The sequence below is a fragment of the Brachybacterium sp. AOP29-B2-41 genome (assembly GCF_052378395.1).
In the GTDB taxonomy this organism is placed as follows: Bacteria; Actinomycetota; Actinomycetes; order Actinomycetales; family Dermabacteraceae; genus Brachybacterium.
Genome location: NZ_JBQSXR010000005.1, coordinates 180,044 through 200,562, shown reverse-complemented (window position 1 = coordinate 200,562; position 20,519 = coordinate 180,044). Strand labels below are relative to the sequence as shown.

Below are 20,519 nucleotides of genomic sequence, written 5' to 3'. Positions count from 1 at the left end.
CGGCGCCGTGGCGGCACCCGCTCAGAGGCGGGCGCGGATCGCCTGGTCGACGGCCTCGGCCGTCGCCTGAGGATCGACCGGCGAGATGATGAAGTGGGTGGAGCCGCGGCCGATGATCTCGACCATCAGGCCGGGCCGGGTGGCCATCACCCGGTAGGCGGCGCGCGGCTCGTCCACGGTGAAGACCTTCCGCTTCCCGACAGGGGTGAGCTCCTGGGCGTGGGGTGTGAGCACGGTGCCGCGCCGCCACCCGTAACCGCCGAGGGTCACCCCGGCGCGTGACGAGGGCAGCTCTCGCAGCTGCACGGTGCGGAACTCCGACAGCGGCCACGGCCTGCGCGGCAGGAAGCCGCCCAGGCTCACGGTGAGGCCGTGCTCATCCACGATGAAGCGCGTCCACTGCCCCATCCAGGTCCACACCGCCAGGGCGAGGAACAGCGCCGCCACCAGGAGAACTCCCGGCAGGCTGGAGCGCTGGGACATCAGCAGCACAAGGATCACGCCGAACAGCAGGGTGATCCCGATCCTGGTCCAGCCGATCCAGGAGGGCCGGGTGCGCCCCACATAGAACGGAGGTTCGGGCCTCACCAGATCGTCACCCGCTCCTCCGGCGCGCGGTACATGGCGTCACCCTCAGTCACCGCGAAGGCGGCGTGGAACTCCTCGAGATGGCCCACCACCGTGTTGCAGCGGAACTCCATCGGCGCATGGGGGTCCACAGCCAGCCGACGGATCGCCTCCTGGTCACGGTTCTTCCCGCGCCACACGGTGGCCCAGGACCAGAACACGCGCTGCAGCCCGGTGAATCCGTCGAGCTCGACGTCGATGTCAGCGGCGTCGTGACTTGCCAGGTAGGCCTTCACAGCGATCGAGAGACCGCCCAGGTCGCCGATGTTCTCGCCTATCGTCAGCGCGCCGTTGACGCGATGGGACTCGTCGAGATCACGGGGGGAGAGCTCGGAGTACTGGGCGATGAGCTGTGCGGCACGGGTGTCGAAGGCCTCGCGGTCCTCGGGAGTCCACCAGGAGATCAGGTTGCCGTCGCCGTCGTACTTGGAGCCCTGGTCATCGAAGCCGTGGCCCACCTCATGCCCGATCACCGCGCCGATCCCGCCGAAGTTCACCGCGTCGTCCGCCTCCGCATCGAAGAACGGCGGCTGCAGGATCGCGGCAGGGAAGACGATCTCGTTCCGGCCGGGGTTGTAGTAGGCGTTGACCGTCTGCGGAGTCATGTGCCATTCGGTCTCGTCGATCGGGCCGCCCACCTTCGCGTACTCGATGGCCGCCTCGAAGCGGCGGGAGGCGCGGGCGGTGGCCACCAGGTCGCCGGGGACGATCTCGAAACCGTCGTAGTCGCGCCACACCTCGGGATAGCCGATCTTCGGCGTGAACTTCTCGAGCTTGGCGAGCGCCTTCTCGCGGGTCGCCGGAGTCATCCACGGCAGCTGCTCGATGGAGTCGCGGTAGGCGTCCATCAGCGCCTCGACCAGCTCGGTCATCCGCTCCTTGTGGGAGGTGGGGAAGTGGCGGGCGACGTACTCGCGGCCGACGGCGAAACCGGCGGCACCTTCGACGAAGGCGACGCCGCGCTTCCAGCGCTCCCGCAGCTCCTCAGCACCGGAGAGCACGCGGCCGGAGAAGGCGAAGTTCTCCTCGACGAGCGCGGCCGGCCCGTAGGGCGCGTAGGAGGAGACGGCGTGGAGGGCGAGCCAGGTGCGCAGCACCGCGAGGTCCTCTCCCGCCAGCAGCTCCGCCGCGGCGGAGACGTACTCGGGCTGGCTCACGGAGACCACCTCGAACGCCCGCGCCGGAGCGCCGGTGCCCTCGATGTAGGCCTCCCAGGGGAAGGCGGGGGCGAGCTCGCGGCGCGCGGCGGAATCCATCGGGTTGTAGGACTTCTCCCGATCGCGCAGACGGACCACGTCCACGTGGCAGCCGGCCAGGCGAGTCTCGAAATCCATCACGGCGCGGGCGAGGTCCTCGGCGCCGCCGGCGACCAGCCCATCCCTGCCGGGCAGTCCGGCGAGATCGCAGAGGCGGGCGAGGTGGCCCTCGTACGCCTCGCGGATCTCGGCGTAGCTGTCCTCGCGGTAGTAGGACTCATCAGGCAGGCCCAGCCCGCCCTGATGGATCTTGACCTGGTAGTTCGTGGAGTCCCGGTCGTCGGTCCAGACGTAGGACAGCAGCGCCGAGGCCCCTGAGTCGGGCGCGGCCATGGTGCGGGTGACGGCCTCGAGGTCGGTGGTGGAGGTGATCGTGTCGAGCAGCTCGTCGAGCACCCCGAAGCCGGCCTTCTCGATCGCGTCGGTGTCCATGAACATCCGGTACAGGGCGCCCACACGGCCATGGTCGGTGGTCGGGACCTCGCCGCTCGGCGCGTCGGTCGCATCCGTCGCCGCCTCCTCGATGATCTCCCGCACCCGCTCCTCGGAAAGATCCCGGAGGGCATGGAAGGCGCCGTCGCTCGAGCGGTCCACCGGCATCTCGTGCTCGCGCAGCCACCGCCCGTTCACGTGACCGAACAGGTCGTCCTGGATGCGGACGGACTCGTCGACCTGGTCCAGGGAGAGGCCCGAGAGGCGGGTCGTGGAGGTGGGGGCAGTGGTCATCATCGGCTCCTGCGAGGGGTGAGGGGTACGAGTGAAATGCGAAGTGCGGGGAAAGATGCTCAGGGAGCAGGAGCTCAGAAAGCACCCATCCCGAGCGCGGCGAGGGCCACGGTCAGGACTCCGAGGGCGAGCGGAGCATAGGCCCAGGGGGTGCGAGAGCGTTCAGCGGGGGCACGGCGCTGGAGCACCAGGGTGGACAGCCCGGTGCCGATCGAGAGCACCGCAGTGCCGATCACCAGCACCGGTGAGAGGATCACCAGCACGGTCGCGCCGACCTGGAAGAGCACGGTGCCGAGCACGTCCAGCAGCCGCATGACCACCGTGGAGCGGGCTCCGACCCGCTGCGCCAGCAGGGTGGAGATCGCAGCCTTCGACCAGTCACCGGGGCGGGCGATCCGCTGCCGGGTGGTGATGGTCTGCGCGGTGGCGAGGACCAGCCAGACCAGCGCGCAGCCGGCACCGATCCAGATGCCCAGCTCAGTCCGGATGTCCCCCGGCCACAGCAGTATGGCCAGCAGCACCGTGGCGACGCGCAGCAGCTCGTCGACGACGCTGCGCACGGCGAGCAGGCCGGGGTTGATCGCCAGCTGCTTGCGGGTGCGCGCCACGAACAGGCTGGTGGCGACCAGCGAGATCAGCTGGAGAGCGCCGAGGGCGAATCCGAGCAGGAGCGGAGCGGGGCTCACGGGCGCGAACGGCTGGATCGCGACGAGCAGCAGGATGCCGAGTGCAGGGATCAGCAGCGCCTGGATCGACAGACCCTTGACGAGATCCCGGACCAGATCTGCACCCGTGGGCGGGTGGTCGTGGCCGGTGTGGTCGTGGGGGTCGTCACAGTGCGGTGCGGGCGCTGCGGGCGAGTCGGTCATGAAGCTCCTTCTGGGTCCCCACCAGGGTAGCGGGATGGACGCAGGTGAGGTCGTCCAGCGGGGGTGTGGAACCATGGGGGCGTGGCGACGGATGCGATGAACACCAGCGAGGCGGGCCTGTCCGCCGCTCAGCGGCAGCGTGCGATCGGCGCTGTCGTGGCGGCCGCGACGGGCGATGCGCTGGGCGCCCCGTACGAGTTCCAGCCGCCCGTGCTCGACTCCGAGGAGATCGGCATGATCGGCGGCGGCGTGCTGGGCTGGCAGCCGGGGGAGTGGACCGACGACACCGCGATGGCGATCGTGGTGCTCGAGGCGTCCGTGGCGGCGTCGGACCGACATGACCTGCGTATCGACACGGCGCAGGACCACATCGCGCGCGAGTGGTACTCGTGGTCGCTCGGCACCCCCGACATCGGCACCCTCACTTCCCAGGTCGTGCGCGCCGCTGCTGATCTTGCCCGGGTGGACGGCCACTACGCCCCGCGGGCCAAGGATTTCCGCGCGGCCGCTGCCTCGACGTTCGAGGAGCTGCCGGCCTCCGCCGGGAACGGCTCGCTGATGCGTGCGCACGCCTCGGTGCTCCCCTATCTGCTCTCGCCTGTCGAGGATGCGGTCGAGGCCATCGAAGCAGTGTGCTGCTTGACACACGTGCATCAGGACACGATCGAGGCCTGCGTCCTGTGGGGGCTGGCCGTACGGCACGCGGTCCTCACCGGCGAGGTCGATGTGCGCGTGGGCCTGTCCGAGCTGCCTGAGGAGAGCCGCCAGCAGTGGGTCGAGCGGATCGAAGAGGCCGAGGAGTCGACGCCCGCGATGTTCCGCCGCAACGGATGGGTGGTCGGTGCCTTCCAGGCCGCCTGGGCGGCGATCTCGGGAGTCTCGCCGATTCCTGAAGGGAAGTTCGATCAGCGCGATGCCCTGGTCGCAGCCCTCGAAGCGGCCGCACGCTCCGGTTATGACACCGATACGGTCGCCTGCATCACCGGCTCTCTGATCGGCGGCGCGCTCGGCTACAAGGCGGTGCCGCCGGAGTGGCGACGCACGCTGTTCGGCTGGCCCGGGTACGAGATGGATGAGCTCAAGGGCCTGGTCGAACGGGTGATCGCCCCGATGGTCCCCGACCACGCGGAGGACGTGTGAGGCCGGTGTCCGCGACTTCACGACCGGCGGCTTCTCAACAGGCCCCCTGGGCTCTGCGGATCCTCACCTGGAACCTGTGGGAGCTGCGAGGGGACCTGTCCGCTCTGATCGAAGCCGTCCAGGATCTGCAGCCCGACGTGCTGCTGATCCAGGAGGCTCCGCGCTTCGTGCTGCCGACGGCGCGACTGCGCTGGTTCGCACGGCAGATCGATCGCCGGATCCTGGTCGGCGGCGCAGGCGGCCGCGGGCTGGCGATCCTCGCGACCGACGAGGTGGCGGCGCAGGTGATCCGGCGCGGTGCGCACCCGGTCGCGCAGACGGTGTCGGACCTGAACTCCACCTACCCGCGCGGGGTCGCTGCGGTGCGGCTCTCCGTGCCGGGCGGAGGAGCGGTGGTGCTCTCCTCGACGCACCTCGCGCTCCAGGAGGACAACCGGATGCGACATGCCGAGCATCTCGCGGCACTGGTGCGGGGAGCGGGAGCCCCCGTCATCGTGGGAGGGGATCTCAACGAGACGGCCAGCGGCAGTGCACGGCGCTTCCTCGCGCCGCTGCTGACTGATCCGGCTGACCAGGCCGAGCACACTTTCCCTGCAGCCTCCCCGGCGAGGCGGATCGACGCGATCCTGACCACCGCTGGGGTGACCGTGCAGGAAGCGCGTGCAGTGCGAGCCACCGAGCGGGTGAGCGAAGAGCGGCTGTCGGGAGCCTCCGATCACCTGCCGACGCTGCTGAGCATCTCGCTCTGACGCCGGGAGGCTGACGCTGAGCGTCAGCGACCCACCGCAGCCCCTCCCGCGGCCCAGCGCAGCCCCGTCAGCGGCCCAGCCGTAGCCCCGTCCGCAGCTCGACGACATCCTCCTGGCCCCCCACGTGGCGGATGGCGATGCCCCCGGGGACCTCACCCACGACGGTGAGCTGGGTCCGGTAGGCATCAACCGCACGGCGCACAGACTCAGCGGATGCCGGATGCTCGCGCCAGAAGAAACCGTCGGCCCCGGTCCTGGCCCCGTCCCCGCCTCCGGACCCGGCAGACACAGACGCTGCCTGTCGGTCGCTCGGTTCCGCCGGGGCCCCGCTGGCGACCTCCACCATGGGCGTGCCGGTGCGGGCGCAGGCGCCAGCGGTGACGTGGTGGGCGCGCACGTGGTCCGGGTGCCCGTAGGTGCCGGCGTCGTCATAGCCGATGACCGCATCGGGCTGCAGCTGGGTGATGAGTGCCGCGAGGTCCTCGACGGCGTGTTCGAGGGGGCGATGGGAGAAGCTGTCGGCACCTGCGGTCTCGGAGGGGCCGGCCAGGCCCTCGCGCACCCACTGCATGCCTGAGTCGCGGTAACGCCGCGGCTTCGCCCCTGAGGCGAGAGCGGGGGCGGTGCCGAGCCAATGCCGCTCGAGGATCCCCAACGCGCGGGTCGCCGCCTCGATCTCGTGCTCTCGGATCTCCTCGATCGGGCGGGGGTCGTCGGCGGCCACTGATCCCGTGACGATCTCGCCCTCCTCCCCGCGTGTGGCCGTCACCAGCACCACCTGAGTGCCGGCGGCGACCAGGGAAGCGAGCAGCGCGCCAGTGGAGAGGGACTCGTCATCGGGATGGGCGTGGACCGCGAGGACCAGCCGAGCCGAGTCCAGCAGCTCCCAGGGGTCGACGGCGAGGGCAGCGGCGGGGAAGGCAGCGGGAGCATTCATGACGTCTCCTCGGCGGCACGATCTTCGAGCAGCCGGGAGTACTGCGACTCGAGGATCCGGGCTGTGGCCTCCCAGGTGCGGGTGGCGGCGAACTCGCGGGCGGAGCTGACGGCATCGCGGTAGCCGTCGGCGTCCCGCAGCAGGGACTGCAGCGTCTCAGCCCAGACATCGGGGTCACGGCTGTCCAGCACCAGCCCTGCGGGGTCGACGGCCTCCTGCACTCCGCCGGCGAAGCGCCAGGCGAGCACCGGGGTACCGCTGGCCTGCGCTTCGAGGGCGACGAGTCCGAAGGTCTCCGACCAGCTGGTCAGCAGCAGAGCTCCCGCGCAGCGCATCGTCTCGGCGAGCTGGTCACGATCCAGCGATCCCACGAAGTCGATCTGGTCCTCGATGCCGAGGTCCCGAGCCTGAGCTCGCAGCTGCTCGGCATAGCCCGCGAAGTCCTGCGAGACGCCCCCCGCGAGCACCAGGCGGGCTCCGAGCTCACGAGGCAGATGCGCGAGGATCTCGAGGGCGAGATCCGGACCCTTGAGCGGCTGCAGACGTGCGGTGAACAGCAGCGTGGGGCGCTCCCGCCGCTCGGTGAGATCCGAGCAGGGACGGAACCGATCGATATCCACCCCGGGGCGCACGACGGTCAGCCTCGATCCCGGCACGCCGTAGCGCTCGCCGATCGTGCGCGCCTCGGCCTCCGAGACGGCGACCACCAGATCAGAGCCGGTGGCGACGAACTGCTCTCCCGGGATCCTCCCGGAGGACTCAGCAGGCTCACCGGCCTCCAGCGTGCTGGATCCCTCGGGAGCGGCCACGGAGTGGAAGGACTGCAGGTGGGGGATGCCCAGCTCACGAGTAAGGGGCAGCGCGGCGACCCCGCTGAACCAGTGGTGGGAATGGATGAGGTCCCAGTCCACTGCGCGTGGTCCCTCACTCGCGTCGCTGCTCCCGTTCCCGTTTCCGTTCCTGTTCCCGTTCTCGTCCGGGTTCCCGCTACCGCTCCCGTCCCTTTCCTGGCCAGGTGCACAGTCGGTGAGGGCTTCGCGCAGGGCCGCACGGAAGGGGGTGATCGTCTGCTCCATCTCGCTCTTGGCGAGAGGGGAGGCAGGGCCCGCGTCGAGGTGGAACAGACGAACCCCGTCGGCGATCTCCACCACGGCTGGGGCGGCGGGGTCGGTGCGGCGCGTGAACAGATCGACGTGATGGCCCAGACGGGCGAGTGCCAGTGACTGCTCGAGCACCACAACGTTCATGCCGCCGGCGTCCGCTCCTCCGGGAGCCTCGAGCGGCGAGGTGTGGAGGGAGACCGCAGCGATGCGCAAAGAGGTGGCCGACATGCCCGCCATCCTAGGCGCGCCGGACGGTGCTTTCTTGTTCGAGCTTGTTCTAGTGCACAGCGGCGGGGCGGGGGAGCAGTGGACACGAGGGCCTTGTGTTCGCCCTAGACGAAACTTGGGGCGGCTTGCGTCACGGGAAGTTGAAACGGGCAACAACAAGGTGGGAGTCTGAAACGCATGGAGACGGCGGAGAAGGTTGACTGGGCTGCGTTGAACGCCCACGCGGCGGGCCGTCCTGCCCGCCGATTGGTGTCGAAGGCGATCGCTGCAGCGGGGGGTTCCCGGAGGCCGGGGACCGTGCTCGACCTCGGTGCCGGCGCGGGAGCGGATTCTCTTCAATTCGCACGCCAGGGCTGGACCGTGCACGCCTACGACAGCGACGACACTCTCGCCGCCCGGCTCGTGGAGAACGAGCGGATGACCGGCTCGGTGCAGTTCCACCACAGCGATATCGCGACCGTCCCTGCCTTCCCTTCTGCTCAGATCGTCTACTCGACGTACACGCTCGGCCTGCTGGGTCCGGCCGCGCTGCCGGGAGTCTGGCGGAAGCTGGTCGATGCGCTGCCTCGCGGAGGCGTGATGGCGGTCGACTTCTTCGGCACCAACGATTCGTGGGCGGAGCGCCCGGACGTGGCGACCCTGCCGCTCGAGCAGATCGACGCGATGTTCCGCGGCTTCCAGGTCATGGACCGTTCGATCCGCGACGAGGACGGACGATTCCTGGCCGACAAGAAGCACTGGCACGTCATCACGACCCTCGCTCGCAAGCTGCACTGAGCCAGTTCTTCTGGGGTAGCTTTTCTGGGCCGGTTGCACCGGGCCAGCCGAGGGTCACCGCGCGGGAGAGGATCTCGCGCTGAGCATCCCGACCCCATCGAGCACCCGGTCACGCAGATCCGCGTGCTCGTTCGTCATCGCGAGATCCATCATCAGCTCCGACGCCACGCGCCACCCTTGCCCAGGGAGGGCCCGGCGCAGCTTGTAGAGATGCAGTGCGCGCCGTACCAGCACCGGCGACGTCGCACGAGCTGCGGTGCGACCATGCAGCGCCTGGCGCAATGACGTTCCCAAGGCGTCAGCATCATGGAGCGCTGTATTCGCCCCGTGCCCGAGGTTCGGCGCCATGGCATGCGCGGCATCGCCCAGCAGCACGACGTTCTCCCGCACCGGACTGAGCGCCGGTGCGGTGTGGATCCCGTGGACGAGTGTGCAGTGCGCAGTGGCGGCTCTGAGAACCGCATCGATCTCCTCGCGATGACCGCCCACCACGTCGTGCAGGTGCGCGAGGTCCTCGGCACGCGAGTCAGTGCGATGCTCCGGCACGCAGGCGAACCAGTTGGTGCGATTGCCGGGCAGCGGGGTGATGCCGAACAGCCATCCGCGACCCCAGGTCTCGGAGATCTCCGGCGGGGAGAGCTCTGTGATGCCGCGCAGGACGGTCATTCCGTGCGATCGAGCCTCCGGGGTGCAGGGCCATCCAGAGCGGCGTACCAGGGAATGGACGCCATCTGCGCCGACCAGGAGGTCCGCTCCCGCGCGCAACGGACGGACGTCCTCGATACGCCGACGTACGAGGTGCACGGTGGGTGGGAGCGCCTCGAACAGGATCCGCACCAGATCGGAGCGCGAGATGAGCACGGCGTCACCAGCGGGCATCGTCAGCAGGATGCGCCCGTCGGCCGCTCGCAGCGTGCCGGATTCGGGGGCTGCGGCCACGGCTGACACCTCCTCCCACACCCCGAGACGTTCAAGCGCCCGTCGCGCCGCGCTGAACAGGACCAGCGCTGTGCCGACAGCGGGGATCGTGAAGCTCTCGTCGACCAGCTCTACGCGGTGACCGTCTGCAGCGAGCCGGATCGCGGAGGCCAGCCCGGAGACTCCCGCACCGAGGATGCGGACCGTGAGCACTGGCGGCATGGAAACGACTCCGGAGTCGAGGGAGGGCAGGTGACATCCAGCCCCATCGTAGAGAGCTGGCAGCTCTAGGCGGGGGCGGGATCCGCCGGTGGTAGTTCATCCGGTGGTGGCTCGGCCGATGGAAGATGCTGATCCGGTGGTGCATCAGGTGCATCAGGTGCATCAGGTGCATCTGGTGCATCGGGTTCATCCGGAGCGTCCGGTCCGTCTGCTCCGGGAAGATCCGGGCGTTCCTCTGGGAGAGCCCGCGGGGTGAGCATCGCGGGCGTATACGAAATGCCCTGGGCTCCATGCGGACTCGACCAGAACCAGGCGATCGGTGGCCTGTCCGCCTGCGAGGTCTCCGGCTGTGAAGGCTCAGGCTGTGAGGCTTCAGTCGGTGACGTCTCATATTGTGACGTCTCCGTCTGCGAGACCGGTTCAGTCGGGATCGCACCCGTCGCATTCCACCGGACGATCACCCACAGTCCATGCTCCTTGAGCAGGTTGCAGCGCACGCACAGCCCCTGCCCGTTCGCGTAGCTGGTGGGACCGCCGCGGTGATGGGGGATGACGTGGTCGCTCTGGCGGATCTTCGCATTGCACCAGGGCGTGCGGCAGGTGGTGTCCCGCCATCGAATCATCCGCGCCAGGCCGGCGGGGAACGCCCGCGATCGAGATTCCATCGCGATCAGCTCGCCGGTGCGGGGGCTGGTGTAGAGGCGTCGATAGAACGCGCTGACCTCTTCATCAGGATGCTCCGGCTCGGTATGGCGCAGGTGACCCGGTGGCCTGCCCTGCAAGGTGTCGGAGACGATGTGGGCGGGGATGACTCCATATCCCTCAAGCCGTGCGCTCTCGGCATCGTCATCGCGGCCCAGCAGAGCCGTATCGGAGACGACGATGCCTACTTCGATGTGGGGAGTGGGACGAGGACGGCGCGGCGCGGAGCTCGCTTCCATTCCATCCGATGCTTGCTCCGCAGGATGCGGATGCAGCACGGCGTCGACCAGCAGATCGGCTTCGAGCGCGGGCACTGAAGCCTTCTCCCCGGCAGCGCGCAGTGACTCGGCCTGCGTGCTCAGGGCCTGCATCATCCCGACGGCGTCAATCGCGCGCAGCACGGCGGAAACGCGCGCCATCCCGTCGACCAGCGGAGTCATCGTCACGTGCCGCTCTCGCGCAGCGCGCTCGGCCCGTTGACGCGAGGTCTCCGGCTCGAGCTTCTGGATCATCTCGTCGATGTCCTCGCGCAGCCTCTTGTGGCCCTTTCCGGACAGGACCTGAGGGGCCTCGGCAAGGATCTCGTCGAGACGTGCACAGGTGGCCGGCGAAGCGGTGGAGAGCGCGCCCGCCACCGTGGAGGCCTGCTGCGCCGTGACGGACCCTTCCCAGAGGCCGTTGATCGTGCGCGGCATGTGCTGGATCAGCCGCCGTGCGGAGGCGAGGGAGAAGGAGGACGCGGCCGGGGTGACCCGACGGGCCAGGGCGATCTCGTGGCTGGCGCCCTTGCCCTGCGAGGCGGTTGCCACCCCGCGCTCCGCATCGCTGCGCCGGATCCTCTGCTCGGCTGCAACCTGCCAGGCGGCGTCCATCGCAGCCAGCGAGGCGCGCAGATGATCGATTCCGGCAAGGACGGCGAGAGCCTCGCCAGGGGAGTCCGGTGCCGTGTCAGGAAGAGCGTCGCGAACCGAACTGGTGCGGGAGAACGCTACGAACGTCGCAGTGAGGATCTGCGCAAGCACGGCGCGGGCCTCGCTGCTCGCCTCGATCCGGGTGAGATGTGCGGCCACAGCGGACAGGGCATCCGTCGACGACGTGGCGTCAGCCCGGCGAGACTCATCCTCACCGGGGTCCTCCCCGTTGCCGTGCTGCGTCGTTGCATCCATGCCTTGATCGTACGGAGGTTCGAATGCGTCGACCACCCCCAGCTGGAATATGTGGACAACGCTGTCGAGGGGAAAGAAATGTGCATAACAATGTGGATATGTGGGCTCGGTGGAGGAAGGGTCGCGTGTCCATGTGGGTCCTGTTCGCCGCTGGGCCCCGCGGGTGATCGTACGGGTGTCACGTCTGGTCTCCCCGCGCCGTGACCTGGCGCAGCCCCGTCCAAGGCTGTTCTTACGGCAAGGCCAGGCGTTGCGAGTGCGGGAGGCACGTCATGGGAAATCCCCGAGGGCCCTGCGGTCGCCTAATTCCGGAAGGGCCTACGCAGAATCAGACAATTCGTTTCAGTCAAGAATGCCGGAGGAATTGTGGATAAGTCGCACTGGGGAGGATCCGTGGGTCTTGTCTGGCGGGCTCGATCTCGACCCGTCACCTCCGCCAACGGAGCCCAGCTGAGGGCTCCCCGGCTGAGGCTCTCGGTGAAGGTCGCCACGGTGCAAGCTGTGTCTGCTGACGCCACCGCAGCCACCGCAGCCACCTTCCCCCGCAGCTCCGTCAGTCAGCTAACGGTCACTTGCCGCCCAGCAGCGTCAGCACTGCGGTGACCCGCCGGTGAACACTCGAGTCCTCGCTGAGTCCGAGCTTCGCGAACAGGCGCTGAGTGTGCTTCTCCACCGCGCCCCCGCTGATGAAGAGCCGCTCGGAGATCCCCGCATTGGTCAGGCCCTCGCCCATCAGCTCGAGCACCTCGCGCTCGCGCGGGGTGAGCTCGTCCAGCGGCGTGCGCCGGCGGGAGGAGATCACCTGTCCCACCACGTCCGGGTCGATCGCGACGCCTCCCGCGGCGACTCGCTCGATCGACTCGAGGAAGGAGCGGATGTCGAAGATCCGGTCCTTCAGCAGGTAGCCCGTGGCGCTGGCCCCGGACTCGATCAGCTCGGTCGCATAGCCGACCACCACGTACTGGCTGAGCAGCACGATCGGTGCTCCCGGCCACTGTGCTCTGATCTGCTGCGCGGCACGCAGGCCTTCATCGGTGTGGCTGGGTGGCATCCGGATGTCCGAGATCACGAGGTCCGGCCGGAGTTCGAGGGCGCGCACCACCAGCTCCGTGCCGGTCGCGGCGGTGCCCACCACCGTGTGGTCGGCCTCCTCGAGCACCAGGCGCAGTCCTTCACGGATCAGCGCGGAGTCGTCGGCGATCAGGATTCGCATGGGATCACGGCCTCGATCCGGGTTCCGTGTGCGGGTGGCGAGGTCACCGTCAGGCGTCCCTCCAGGGAGGCGACACGGCCTGCGAGCCCTGCCAGGCCGCCGCCGGTGCGCATCTCGGCGCCTCCGCGCCCGTCGTCTTCGATCCTCACCCAGGCATCATCCCCGATTCGTGCCACTTCCACCACGATGCCGGCGGCACCGGAGTGCTTGGCAGCGTTGGTCAGTGCTTCGGAGACCACGTAGTAGATGCCGATCTCGACGTGCTCGGGAAGTGTCAGCTCGGGGCTCTCGATCGTCGTGGGGATCGGGGAGATCGCTGCCAGCTCGGTGAGTGCCGCGGCGAGTCCGCGATCGACCAGGACCGGCGGGGCGATCCCGCGGGAGAGGCGACGGAGATCGTCCAAGGTCAGCCCCAGCTGCTCACGCGTCTCGCGCAGCACGGCCTGGGCCTTTGCCGGGTCCTTCGCCGCGAGGGCTTCGACGCGGGCGAGGTCCATCGAGGCACGTACGAGGCGCTGCTGGGGGCCGTCGTGCAGGTCCCGTTCGAGTCGGCGCAGGGCGGTGGACTCGGCGGTGCGGCCGGCTGCGCGCGACTGCTCGGTGCGCAGCAGCTGCTGCTGCTCGTGGTAGCGCGAGCTCAGCATGCCGCGGGCCACGCCTCGGTGCAGTGCGGCCAGGCCGCGCACCACGGGGCCGAGGGTCAGCAGGAACAGCAGGCCGATGAGGAACTGCAGGGCCATGTCTACCGGGAGTGCGTATGGCTCCGGCACCCCGAACAGCTCGCCGAGGCCGCTGTTGTCGGCGGGCGGCAGCACCTGCTCGAGGATGAGGGTCGCGACGGGCCCGCCCACCGTGGCGATGGCTCCGACGGTCCAGGCCATCGCGAGGGGGAAGGTGATCAGCACCAGGAGGAAGTTCACCAGCACCCACAGCGAGTCCAGCCAGTTCTGAGGGTCTGTCAGAGGAGTGATGAGGCGGCGCATCCAGCCGGCGCCTGCGGGGGCGGCCCGGGGCGCGGGCGTCGGCAGCTCTGTGTCCAGGATCGAGGACTGCAGGGCGCGCTCGGCCGCCGCGAATCCGCGGGCGAGCAGCACGCCACCGATCAGTATCGGCAGGCCCACCCAGACGATCACGGTCGAGACGCCTGCGATGAGCAGCGCGAGGACGAGCGAGAAGCCGATCGCCCCGAGCAGCAGGGCGATCAGCGAGTAGGCGAAGAAGCGACCGATCGGGGCGGCCCAGCGGCCGACGGACCAGCGCTGCAGCGGTGTGGCGGCCTGCGGGGGAGGTGCGTCGAGCGTCTCGGGCAAGGTCATGGTGGTCATGTCTCCACTCTGGCGGCGATGGACCGCGCGCCCGATCCTGGCACCAGGTCAGCGATTGTCGGGCTGGCCCGACATCGGTTCAGGTCCGGTGCTGGTCCAGATCGGGGACCGGCCCGGCTCGGGGCGGCTCACCGCTGCTCGCAGATCTCCTTGAGCATGACGAGGTCCTCGGCGACCGCCGCGGCGTCCTCCGCGAAGTCGCTCTCGGACATCGTGCCGCGGCGCAGGGTGAAGACGACCTCGCAGCGGGTCTCGTCCAGCGCCAGCACGCGCAGCGGGTTCAGCACGGACTCACCGCTGGGGAGGGTGACGGTGTGGTCCATGACCCCGTACTCGTTCTCGGGGACGAAGCTGACCAGTACGCGCCCCATCGGTGAGCTCATCGACCACTGGGTGACGTCGCGCTTCACCTCGCCGCCGGCGAGCCCTGCTGCCCAGCGGGGCAGGTTCCGCGGATCGCTCGCGAACTCGTAGACCTCGCGCCAGGGGCGTTCGATGACGATGTCGAGGTGACGGGAGGCGCCCGCGGAGGCCGTCGTGCCGTCGGTCTGCTGTGCATCGATCTGATGTGCGCTGTCGCTCATGGGCGCGACGCTAGCAGGAGCGGCCGACGGGCGCGCCGCACGGTCAGACGACCGCCGCGTGCCCTGTTACCTGCCCGGTCTCCCGAGCGATAGCCCGCGCTGTCGCCCGCACTGTCGCCTCGAGTGCGTCCTCCCAGCTCGTCGGCTGCAGCTCCGCCTGGGTGGTGAGGATCCCCGGCCGCAGCACGCACGGCGCGTACCAGAGCCCCGCGATGCCGTGCAGCTCGCGGGCGAAGGAGTTCAGCGGTGCCAGCGCGCGCACGGCGAGGCGGGGGATGACCAGCGGCCGACGCCCACGTGCGCCGAGGAGAGCGCTGGCTGCGGTGATCAGCTCCGCCTGGGAACGGGCGGGTGCGGAGGGTGCGTGCAGCACCGCGTCGCCGTCGGGAGCCAGGCGGTCAGCATGCCGCGCCGCATGGAGCATGGCTGCGGCGAGATCTGGGACGAAAGTCAGGGCGTGGGGCGCCGCGGGATCGCCGACGACGATCGGCCGCGAACCCGCGGCGATCCGCTCGATGAGCATCGCGGTCACCACGGCCGCGCCGGTGCCCACCGTCGTCGGCCCGGACAGGTCTGCGGCGACGAGGCTGAGGGTGCGGGCGTCGTGGATCCGACGCTGTGCGAGAAGCTGCCCACGGATCTCTCCCTTGGCGTCGCGCGGCGACAGAGGGGACCCTTCGGCGAGATCCGAGGCCCCGCCCTGGAATCCGTACATCGACTCCGGGAAGACCACCGGGATGCCGGCCGAGGCCGCGGTGTCCAGCACCGCGAGCTCCCGCGGCGGCAGCTCCCGCGCCCAGACCCGCGCATCGTAGGGAGCGTGGAAGCAGGCATGGATCGCCTCGGCGCCGGAGGCCGCCTCTTCGAGCACGCCGGCATCGAGAAGATCCCCGGTGACACGGCGGACACCCGGCTCCGGCGGCACCGCGGTCCGGCGCAGCACGGTGACGGTGTCCCCGTCGGTGAGGGCGCCCTCGATGATCGCGCGGCCGATCTGTCCTTCTCCGATGACGAGGTGATGCATGAGGACCTCCAAGATGTGAGCACTGCTCTCTATGTCGTGAGTTCAGTGAACACCGCTCTCGGTTTCGAGTCAAGAGCACCGCTCTCGTAGTGTGGGAGGATGCGGCCATGACTCCCGCACCTCGCTCTCCCGGCCCGAGGGCTCTCGCGCGCGAGCGCACGATGGCGCGCATCGTCGAGCTCGGTAATGCGCAGCTCGTCGAGCAGGGGGTCGCGGGGCTGAGCGTGCGCGAGATCGCCCGCGGCCTGGGAATGGTCTCCTCAGCGATTTATCGCTACGTGAGCAGCCGGGATGACCTGCTCACCCTGCTGATCGTCGATGCCTATGCCGACCTGGCCGACACCGTGGACATCGCTGTCGCGGCGGCCGGAGCGACGGCCGACAACGATCCCCGCGCACGCTTCCTCGCCCTCGGGGGCGGCATGTGCTCCTGGGCGATCGCGCACCCCGAGCGGTGGACGCTCCTGTACGGCACCCCCGTGCGCGACTACAGCGCGCCGGCGGACGCCACGAATGCTGAGGGCACGCGGGTGATGCAGGCGGTGCTGCGCATCGCCGCCGACGCCGCCCACGAAGGCACCGCCGCCTCCTGGGAAGTGCCGGACCTCGCACCGGAGGTCACTGCGCTGCTGGAGAGCCATCTGGTCGAATTCGGCATCGAGACCACGCCGGCCACGGAGTTCGCGGCGCTGACCGTGTGGAGCAGCCTCGTCGGGGTGATCAGCGCGCACGTGTTCGGACAGCTCGGAGCCGATGCGGCAGCGGTCGGCGACCGCATCCTCGTTGCCCAGGTCCGGATGCTCGCGGACGTCATCACGCCGGCCTGACCACGCTGCCGTCGAGCGTCAGTGACGAGCTTCGGCCTCCTGCAGAGCGCTCAGCGCTGCGCGGACCACGGTGCCCAGCGTTGTCGGCTCCCGCAGCGTCGCGCCGTCGGCCGAGGGGGTCACCACCACCCAGCGGGCTCTCCCGCGCCGGCGCATCCGGCCGATCTCGACGCTGCGCCCGGTGGACAGCGGGATCAGCAGGGCCCCGCTCGGCCCGACCAGCAACCGACGCTCGAGATCCGGGCGACGTTCCAGCAGGAGGGCGCGGATCGTCTCCCGCTCCGCATGGGCGGTGCCGCCCGAGGCGGGGTGCGCGAGGATCGAACTTGAGGAAGACATGCCCCGAGGCTAGGGACGGGGTGTGACAGCCCACGGGAACCCGTCGCGGCGCTCGCCACTCCTGGCGACGGTCAGCCGGCGGAACCGAGATCGGAGAGGGCCCGCACCCACGCGGGCTCATGCCGCCTGACGTGGTCGGCGACGTCCCGCCAATGCTCGCCATGGCCCGAGGTGAACATCGCACCCCACGGCTCACGACCCTCCCGGTCGGCGTCGCGCAGCATCGTCCACATCGCCTCGGCGCGGGCCGCCATCGTGCGCGGCAGTCGTGCCCGGAGGTCGGCGTCGGCCCCGTATCCCTCGATCAGGGCGGCCAGGCGACGAGCCGCGGCGGCCGGCTCCTCGGCGACATCGTTCAGGGTGAAGGCCTGTGCGGAGTACGCGAGATCCCACAGCCGGGTGCTCGGTGCGGCACCATCCCAGTCGATGAAGACCCAGCGCTCGCCCAGGATCAGGTTCCACGGCGTGAGGTCCCCGTGGCAGATCAGGTCCGGTGAACCCTCCGGCACCGGGAGCAGCGCGTCCCAGGGAGCCGGGGCCGACGGGGCGAATCCTGCACTCGCGTCATGGATCGACCGGATCATCCGGCCCACCCTCCTGAGCTCGTCAAGTCGCAGGGGAGGGGCATCGAGGGCGGAGGTGCCGGGCACGAACTCGAGGACCTGCCGACCCTGCTGGTCCCGGCCGCGGACAGCGGGCACATCGATCCCCGCCGCCGCGACCGTGCGCATCAGCTCGTGCACGGCCGGTGTCGTCGGCCCCCAGGGCTTGCGCACGGTGTCCCCGACGCGGACCACGCCCGCGGTGGCGTTGCCGCCCTCGAGCGGCTGCCCGTTCTCGATGCTCATCCGGATGACCGTAGTCGTTCCATGAGGGCCCGAGGTGCCCGGCACGTCGGTCACAGACCGGATCCTCAACAACGTGTTGACAACAGGGTGTTGAGGGTCAATGCTGGGGACATGCATGACACCACCGAGAGCGACCCGGCGACCCCCAGCGACGCCCGGCGGCACCTACGGACGGCCGGTGCCCAGGACCTTCCGCCGCGCCCCTGGCAGCACCCGGCAGAGCCACCGGACGCCGCGACCCTGCTCCGCTATGCCCTGTGGCGGGCGAACCGGGCCGACGGTGCCGCCTCGCCCGAGGAGCTGAAGGCGGCACTGACGATGATCGAAACGGCCCGATCCGATCTGGACTCGCTCGAGGTCGCCCTCCTGCTCACCGCACGCGCCGAAGGCATGACCTGGGCGGAGGTCGCCGAAGCGCTCGGCCTGCAGTCTCCGCAGGCGGCTCAGCAGCGATACCAGCGGGTCTCGCAGCGGCCGATGGCGAGCGACCCCGACGGCCACGATCCGGCATGACCGTCGCGCGCTCGGGAACCGAGCTGCTGACCCTGCAGGCGCTGCGCCTCGCCGGCTTCGCCGATGCCGACGTCATCGCCGATCGCGCCCTGCTCCCCGCTGACGAGATCCTCACCGTCATCGACCAGGCCACCCGTACCGGGCTCGTGGAACCCCTGAGCTTCGCCGAGGCCCACGGCTGGATTCTCACCGACCTCGGGCGGGCCCACCTCTCCGTGCTGCTCGCGCGGGATGTGGACGGAGCGGGAGCACGTGAGGTGCTGTCCGCGACGAGCACCGAATTCGAGCGGCCGGCAGGGATCAATGCCCGCTTCGTCGAGACGGTCTCGATGTGGCAGCTGCGATCGACCTCTCCCGTGCAAGCCGTGCCCGATGCCGAGGGGGCACGGGAGCTCGAGCAGCTGCTCACCGCGCTCACCGCTCTCGGACGGGAGCTGCGCTCCCTGCTCGCCCCGCTGCTGAACTGCCTTCCCCGCTTCGGCCGCTACCCGGCGCAGTACGACATCGCGGTCGGTCGAGCACGCACCGAGGGCCTCCGCTGGGTCACCGGCGTGGGAGTCCTGTCCTGCCATGCCGTCTGGGCCGAGCTCCATCAGGATCTGCGATCCTCCACGGGCGAGGGCCAGATGAACGAGAGCGCGCGATGACCAGGCGCACCCTCTACCTCGCCCGACACGGTGAGGCCGATGCGCTCGGCGTGCTCACCGAGCGCGGACGCGAGCAGTGCCGCAGGCTGGGACGCCGGCTCGCGGGCTGCCCGATCGACGTGGTCTGGCACTCCCCGTTGCCGCGCGCGACCGACAGCGCAGCGGTGATCGCCCGCAGCCTTCCTCACGTGCTGGTGGACGAGGCGGCGGAGCTCATCGACCACATCCCGTGCGTTCCTGACCTGGCGGCCGTGACCCCTCCCTGGGCGGGGTTCTTCGACGGCTTCGGAGCGGAGGAAGCGGCCGCGGGGTCGCGCATCGCCCGCAGCCTCACCGAACGCTTCGCCCGAGCGCACACCGCCGAGGCACGGCCGACGCACGAGGTGCTGATCACCCACGCCTACTCCATCGCGTGGATGGTGCGCGACGCGCTGGGCGCACCGCCGGAGAGCTGGATGTCCCTCGCCGGGATGCCGAACGCGGCGCTCACCGTCATCGAGTACGACGACGGCCCTCCGCTCGTGCACTTCGTCGGCGAGAGCTCGCACCTGGTGGGTCTTGCCGCCGCTCCCGCGCCGGGAGCGGAGCGCTGATGCTCCACGACCTGCGCGATGCCCGCCCCGAGACGTCGGGAGGGAAGGCCGCCGCACTGGGGGCTCTGCTGCGCGTCGGGATCGAAGTGCCGGCCGGCGTCGTGGTGTCCGTCCAGGCCTACCGCCGGCACCTGGACCATCATGGGCTCCGCCCTGACACCGTCCCCGCCGCCGAGCTGGGCGAGCGGATCCGGCACGGACGACTCGATGCCGCCGTGGTCGCCGCGCTCGAGCCCCTGCTGCGGACGGAGTCCGGACGTGCCGCTGGCGCCCAGGTCGCAGTCCGCTCCTCCGCCACGAACGAGGACACGGCCGGGGCCTCGGCCGCCGGCCAGCACGAGAGCATCCTTCCGGTCCAGGGGAGCGATGCCGTCCAGGCGGCGATCCTCCGGTGCTGGGCGTCCCTATGGTCACCTCATGCACTCGCCTACCGAGGGGCGGGCGAGCCAGGGGAGTCCACCGCGCCGGAGATGGCGGTGATCGTGCAGCGCTACCTCGACGCGGACGTCTCCGGAGTGCTGTTCACCGGTGAGGAGAGGATGCTCGAAGCGGTGCGGGGCCCCGGTGAGCAGCTCGTCAGCGGGGTCGTCACTCCGGACTCCTGGAGGATCGGTGCACGGGGCATTCTCGGGCGACGGCCCGGGGACGGGGAGCAGCACGAGATGTCCCTCAGCGACGCTCAGGTTCATGAGCTGATCTCGCTCGGGGATGAGGTGGCCTCCGTGCTCGGTGCCGCTGCCGACATCGAATGGGTCCTGCGCGGTGATCGGCTCCACGTGCTGCAGGCGCGGCCGATCACGGCACCGGTGCCCCGCCCACCGCAACGCAGCGATCCGGTGCACGGGACGCTGCAGGGCGCTCCGGCGAGCGGCGGCGTCGCGACCGGCACGGCCAGGATCGTGCGCGGACCGCAGGACTTCCGCCGGGTGCGCCCGGGTGACGTGCTGGTCTGCCGGTCCACCGATCCCGCCTGGACCCCGCTGTTCCGAATCGCCGCGGCCGTGGTCACGGAGACCGGAGGCGTGCTCTCGCACGCGGCGATCGTGGCCCGGGAGCTCGGCATCCCGGCCGTCCTCGCGGTCCCCGGAGCGGTGACAGCGATCCCGGACGGCGCCGTCGTCACCGTCGACGGGGACCAGGGGATCCTCCGCCGATGACGACCTCCGGGCAGGACAGCCCGCACGTG

21 protein-coding genes are annotated in these 20,519 nt (G+C 70.1%); 8 read left to right on the top strand and 13 right to left on the bottom strand.

Annotated features, from left to right (window positions below; genetic code table 11):
- Window positions 1-21: 21 nt before the first annotated feature.
- The 3 genes from ACT3T9_RS07185 to ACT3T9_RS07175 form a co-directional block, all read right to left on the bottom strand.
- Complete coding sequence (locus ACT3T9_RS07185; protein WP_441444126.1) at window positions 22-588, bottom strand: hypothetical protein; 567 nt, start codon at window positions 586-588, stop codon at window positions 22-24.
- Window positions 585-2,609, bottom strand: coding sequence for a M13 family metallopeptidase (locus tag ACT3T9_RS07180; RefSeq protein WP_444606224.1), 2,025 nt, complete (start codon window positions 2,607-2,609; stop codon window positions 585-587). The genes ACT3T9_RS07185 and ACT3T9_RS07180 overlap by 4 nt, the downstream gene beginning before the upstream one ends.
- A 74-nt stretch (window positions 2,610-2,683) precedes the next feature.
- Window positions 2,684-3,478 carry a hypothetical protein gene (locus ACT3T9_RS07175; RefSeq protein ID WP_444606209.1) on the bottom strand — a complete coding sequence of 265 codons (795 nt, stop codon included), beginning with the start codon at window positions 3,476-3,478 and terminating at the stop codon, window positions 2,684-2,686.
- A gap of 96 nt (window positions 3,479-3,574) precedes the next feature.
- On the opposite strand from ACT3T9_RS07175, the gene ACT3T9_RS07170 reads away from it, so the two are divergent.
- Window positions 3,575-4,618 carry an ADP-ribosylglycohydrolase family protein gene (locus tag ACT3T9_RS07170; protein WP_444606208.1) on the top strand — a complete coding sequence of 348 codons (1,044 nt, stop codon included), beginning with the start codon at window positions 3,575-3,577 and terminating at the stop codon, window positions 4,616-4,618.
- Window positions 4,619-4,623: 5 nt separating this feature from the next.
- On the top strand, window positions 4,624-5,367 hold the full coding sequence (locus ACT3T9_RS07165) for an endonuclease/exonuclease/phosphatase family protein (protein WP_441444123.1): 744 nt from the start codon (window positions 4,624-4,626) through the stop codon (window positions 5,365-5,367).
- A gap of 67 nt (window positions 5,368-5,434) precedes the next feature.
- On the opposite strand, the gene ACT3T9_RS07160 is transcribed toward ACT3T9_RS07165, so the two are convergent.
- Both ACT3T9_RS07160 and ACT3T9_RS07155 read right to left on the bottom strand, forming a co-directional pair.
- The gene (locus tag ACT3T9_RS07160; protein WP_441444122.1) at window positions 5,435-6,304 is read right to left on the bottom strand and encodes a PIG-L family deacetylase; all 870 of its coding nucleotides are present in this window, start codon (window positions 6,302-6,304) and stop codon (window positions 5,435-5,437) included.
- Complete coding sequence (locus ACT3T9_RS07155; protein ID WP_441444121.1) at window positions 6,301-7,635, bottom strand: glycosyltransferase; 1,335 nt, start codon at window positions 7,633-7,635, stop codon at window positions 6,301-6,303. The genes ACT3T9_RS07160 and ACT3T9_RS07155 overlap by 4 nt, the downstream gene beginning before the upstream one ends.
- 177 nt (window positions 7,636-7,812) lie before the next feature.
- On the opposite strand from ACT3T9_RS07155, the gene ACT3T9_RS07150 reads away from it, so the two are divergent.
- Window positions 7,813-8,412: a class I SAM-dependent methyltransferase gene (locus ACT3T9_RS07150; protein ID WP_441444120.1), complete on the top strand. Its 600-nt coding sequence runs from the start codon at window positions 7,813-7,815 to the stop codon at window positions 8,410-8,412.
- A gap of 54 nt (window positions 8,413-8,466) precedes the next feature.
- Here the strand turns inward: ACT3T9_RS07150 and ACT3T9_RS07145 are convergent, their stop codons facing one another.
- From ACT3T9_RS07145 to ACT3T9_RS07120, 6 genes are all read right to left on the bottom strand, one after another.
- Window positions 8,467-9,552, bottom strand: a complete 1,086-nt coding sequence (locus ACT3T9_RS07145; RefSeq protein WP_441444119.1) for an FAD-dependent monooxygenase — start codon at window positions 9,550-9,552, stop codon at window positions 8,467-8,469.
- A 65-nt stretch (window positions 9,553-9,617) separates the two neighbouring features.
- Complete coding sequence (locus tag ACT3T9_RS07140; protein WP_444606207.1) at window positions 9,618-11,420, bottom strand: DUF222 domain-containing protein; 1,803 nt, start codon at window positions 11,418-11,420, stop codon at window positions 9,618-9,620.
- Between the two features lie 568 nt (window positions 11,421-11,988).
- On the bottom strand, window positions 11,989-12,633 hold the full coding sequence (locus ACT3T9_RS07135) for a response regulator transcription factor (RefSeq protein ID WP_441446074.1): 645 nt from the start codon (window positions 12,631-12,633) through the stop codon (window positions 11,989-11,991).
- Window positions 12,621-13,958 (bottom strand): sensor histidine kinase, encoded by a 1,338-nt coding sequence (locus ACT3T9_RS07130; protein ID WP_444606206.1) that lies wholly within the window; start codon window positions 13,956-13,958, stop codon window positions 12,621-12,623. Before ACT3T9_RS07130 ends, ACT3T9_RS07135 begins: the two co-directional genes overlap by 13 nt.
- Window positions 13,959-14,086: 128 nt before the next feature.
- On the bottom strand, window positions 14,087-14,542 hold the full coding sequence (locus ACT3T9_RS07125; RefSeq protein WP_441446072.1) for an SRPBCC family protein: 456 nt from the start codon (window positions 14,540-14,542) through the stop codon (window positions 14,087-14,089).
- A gap of 43 nt (window positions 14,543-14,585) precedes the next feature.
- Window positions 14,586-15,566, bottom strand: a complete 981-nt coding sequence (locus ACT3T9_RS07120) for an NAD-dependent epimerase/dehydratase family protein (RefSeq protein WP_444606205.1) — start codon at window positions 15,564-15,566, stop codon at window positions 14,586-14,588.
- 107 nt (window positions 15,567-15,673) lie between these two features.
- Between ACT3T9_RS07120 and ACT3T9_RS07115 the strand changes: the two genes are divergently transcribed.
- Complete coding sequence (locus ACT3T9_RS07115; protein WP_442331721.1) at window positions 15,674-16,393, top strand: TetR/AcrR family transcriptional regulator; 720 nt, start codon at window positions 15,674-15,676, stop codon at window positions 16,391-16,393.
- A gap of 18 nt (window positions 16,394-16,411) precedes the next feature.
- On the opposite strand, the gene ACT3T9_RS07110 is transcribed toward ACT3T9_RS07115, so the two are convergent.
- The gene (locus tag ACT3T9_RS07110) at window positions 16,412-16,732 is read right to left on the bottom strand and encodes a hypothetical protein (protein WP_442331722.1); all 321 of its coding nucleotides are present in this window, start codon (window positions 16,730-16,732) and stop codon (window positions 16,412-16,414) included.
- A 71-nt stretch (window positions 16,733-16,803) separates the two neighbouring features.
- Complete coding sequence (locus tag ACT3T9_RS07105) at window positions 16,804-17,580, bottom strand: phosphotransferase (RefSeq protein WP_442331723.1); 777 nt, start codon at window positions 17,578-17,580, stop codon at window positions 16,804-16,806.
- Window positions 17,581-17,691: 111 nt separating this feature from the next.
- Here ACT3T9_RS07105 and ACT3T9_RS07100 point away from each other — a divergent pair, with 111 nt between their 5' ends.
- Genes ACT3T9_RS07100 through ACT3T9_RS07085 form a run of 4 tightly spaced genes read left to right on the top strand, consistent with a single transcriptional unit; the run spans window position 17,692 to window position 20,490 of the window.
- The gene (locus ACT3T9_RS07100; RefSeq protein ID WP_444502624.1) at window positions 17,692-18,093 is read left to right on the top strand and encodes a hypothetical protein; all 402 of its coding nucleotides are present in this window, start codon (window positions 17,692-17,694) and stop codon (window positions 18,091-18,093) included.
- Complete coding sequence (locus ACT3T9_RS07095) at window positions 18,090-18,740, top strand: hypothetical protein (protein ID WP_444606204.1); 651 nt, start codon at window positions 18,090-18,092, stop codon at window positions 18,738-18,740. Before ACT3T9_RS07100 ends, ACT3T9_RS07095 begins: the two co-directional genes overlap by 4 nt.
- On the top strand, window positions 18,737-19,333 hold the full coding sequence (locus ACT3T9_RS07090; protein WP_442331724.1) for a histidine phosphatase family protein: 597 nt from the start codon (window positions 18,737-18,739) through the stop codon (window positions 19,331-19,333). The genes ACT3T9_RS07095 and ACT3T9_RS07090 overlap by 4 nt, the downstream gene beginning before the upstream one ends.
- The gene (locus tag ACT3T9_RS07085) at window positions 19,333-20,490 is read left to right on the top strand and encodes a PEP/pyruvate-binding domain-containing protein (RefSeq protein ID WP_441446064.1); all 1,158 of its coding nucleotides are present in this window, start codon (window positions 19,333-19,335) and stop codon (window positions 20,488-20,490) included. Before ACT3T9_RS07090 ends, ACT3T9_RS07085 begins: the two co-directional genes overlap by 1 nt.
- The last annotated feature ends 29 nt before the right edge of the window (window positions 20,491-20,519 follow it).

Bases quoted from the DNA above. Each gene is read 5' to 3' on its own strand.
- ACT3T9_RS07170 (WP_444606208.1), top strand. From the start codon at position 3,575: ATGAACACCAGCGAGGCGGGCCTGTCCGCCGCTCAGCGGCAGCGTGCG.
- ACT3T9_RS07105 (WP_442331723.1), bottom strand. From the start codon at position 17,580: ATGAGCATCGAGAACGGGCAGCCGCTCGAGGGCGGCAACGCCACCGCG.
- ACT3T9_RS07110 (WP_442331722.1), bottom strand. From the start codon at position 16,732: ATGTCTTCCTCAAGTTCGATCCTCGCGCACCCCGCCTCGGGCGGCACC.
- ACT3T9_RS07120 (WP_444606205.1), bottom strand. From the start codon at position 15,566: ATGCATCACCTCGTCATCGGAGAAGGACAGATCGGCCGCGCGATCATC.
- ACT3T9_RS07155 (WP_441444121.1), bottom strand. From the start codon at position 7,635: ATGTCGGCCACCTCTTTGCGCATCGCTGCGGTCTCCCTCCACACCTCG.
- ACT3T9_RS07130 (WP_444606206.1), bottom strand. From the start codon at position 13,958: ATGACCACCATGACCTTGCCCGAGACGCTCGACGCACCTCCCCCGCAG.
- ACT3T9_RS07100 (WP_444502624.1), top strand. From the start codon at position 17,692: ATGCATGACACCACCGAGAGCGACCCGGCGACCCCCAGCGACGCCCGG.
- ACT3T9_RS07150 (WP_441444120.1), top strand. From the start codon at position 7,813: ATGGAGACGGCGGAGAAGGTTGACTGGGCTGCGTTGAACGCCCACGCG.
- ACT3T9_RS07090 (WP_442331724.1), top strand. From the start codon at position 18,737: ATGACCAGGCGCACCCTCTACCTCGCCCGACACGGTGAGGCCGATGCG.
- ACT3T9_RS07095 (WP_444606204.1), top strand. From the start codon at position 18,090: ATGACCGTCGCGCGCTCGGGAACCGAGCTGCTGACCCTGCAGGCGCTG.
- ACT3T9_RS07180 (WP_444606224.1), bottom strand. From the start codon at position 2,609: ATGACCACTGCCCCCACCTCCACGACCCGCCTCTCGGGCCTCTCCCTG.
- ACT3T9_RS07160 (WP_441444122.1), bottom strand. From the start codon at position 6,304: ATGAATGCTCCCGCTGCCTTCCCCGCCGCTGCCCTCGCCGTCGACCCC.
- ACT3T9_RS07125 (WP_441446072.1), bottom strand. From the start codon at position 14,542: ATGAGCGACAGCGCACATCAGATCGATGCACAGCAGACCGACGGCACG.
- ACT3T9_RS07145 (WP_441444119.1), bottom strand. From the start codon at position 9,552: ATGCCGCCAGTGCTCACGGTCCGCATCCTCGGTGCGGGAGTCTCCGGG.
- ACT3T9_RS07135 (WP_441446074.1), bottom strand. From the start codon at position 12,633: ATGCGAATCCTGATCGCCGACGACTCCGCGCTGATCCGTGAAGGACTG.
- ACT3T9_RS07140 (WP_444606207.1), bottom strand. From the start codon at position 11,420: ATGGATGCAACGACGCAGCACGGCAACGGGGAGGACCCCGGTGAGGAT.
- ACT3T9_RS07175 (WP_444606209.1), bottom strand. From the start codon at position 3,478: ATGACCGACTCGCCCGCAGCGCCCGCACCGCACTGTGACGACCCCCAC.
- ACT3T9_RS07115 (WP_442331721.1), top strand. From the start codon at position 15,674: ATGACTCCCGCACCTCGCTCTCCCGGCCCGAGGGCTCTCGCGCGCGAG.
- ACT3T9_RS07085 (WP_441446064.1), top strand. From the start codon at position 19,333: ATGCTCCACGACCTGCGCGATGCCCGCCCCGAGACGTCGGGAGGGAAG.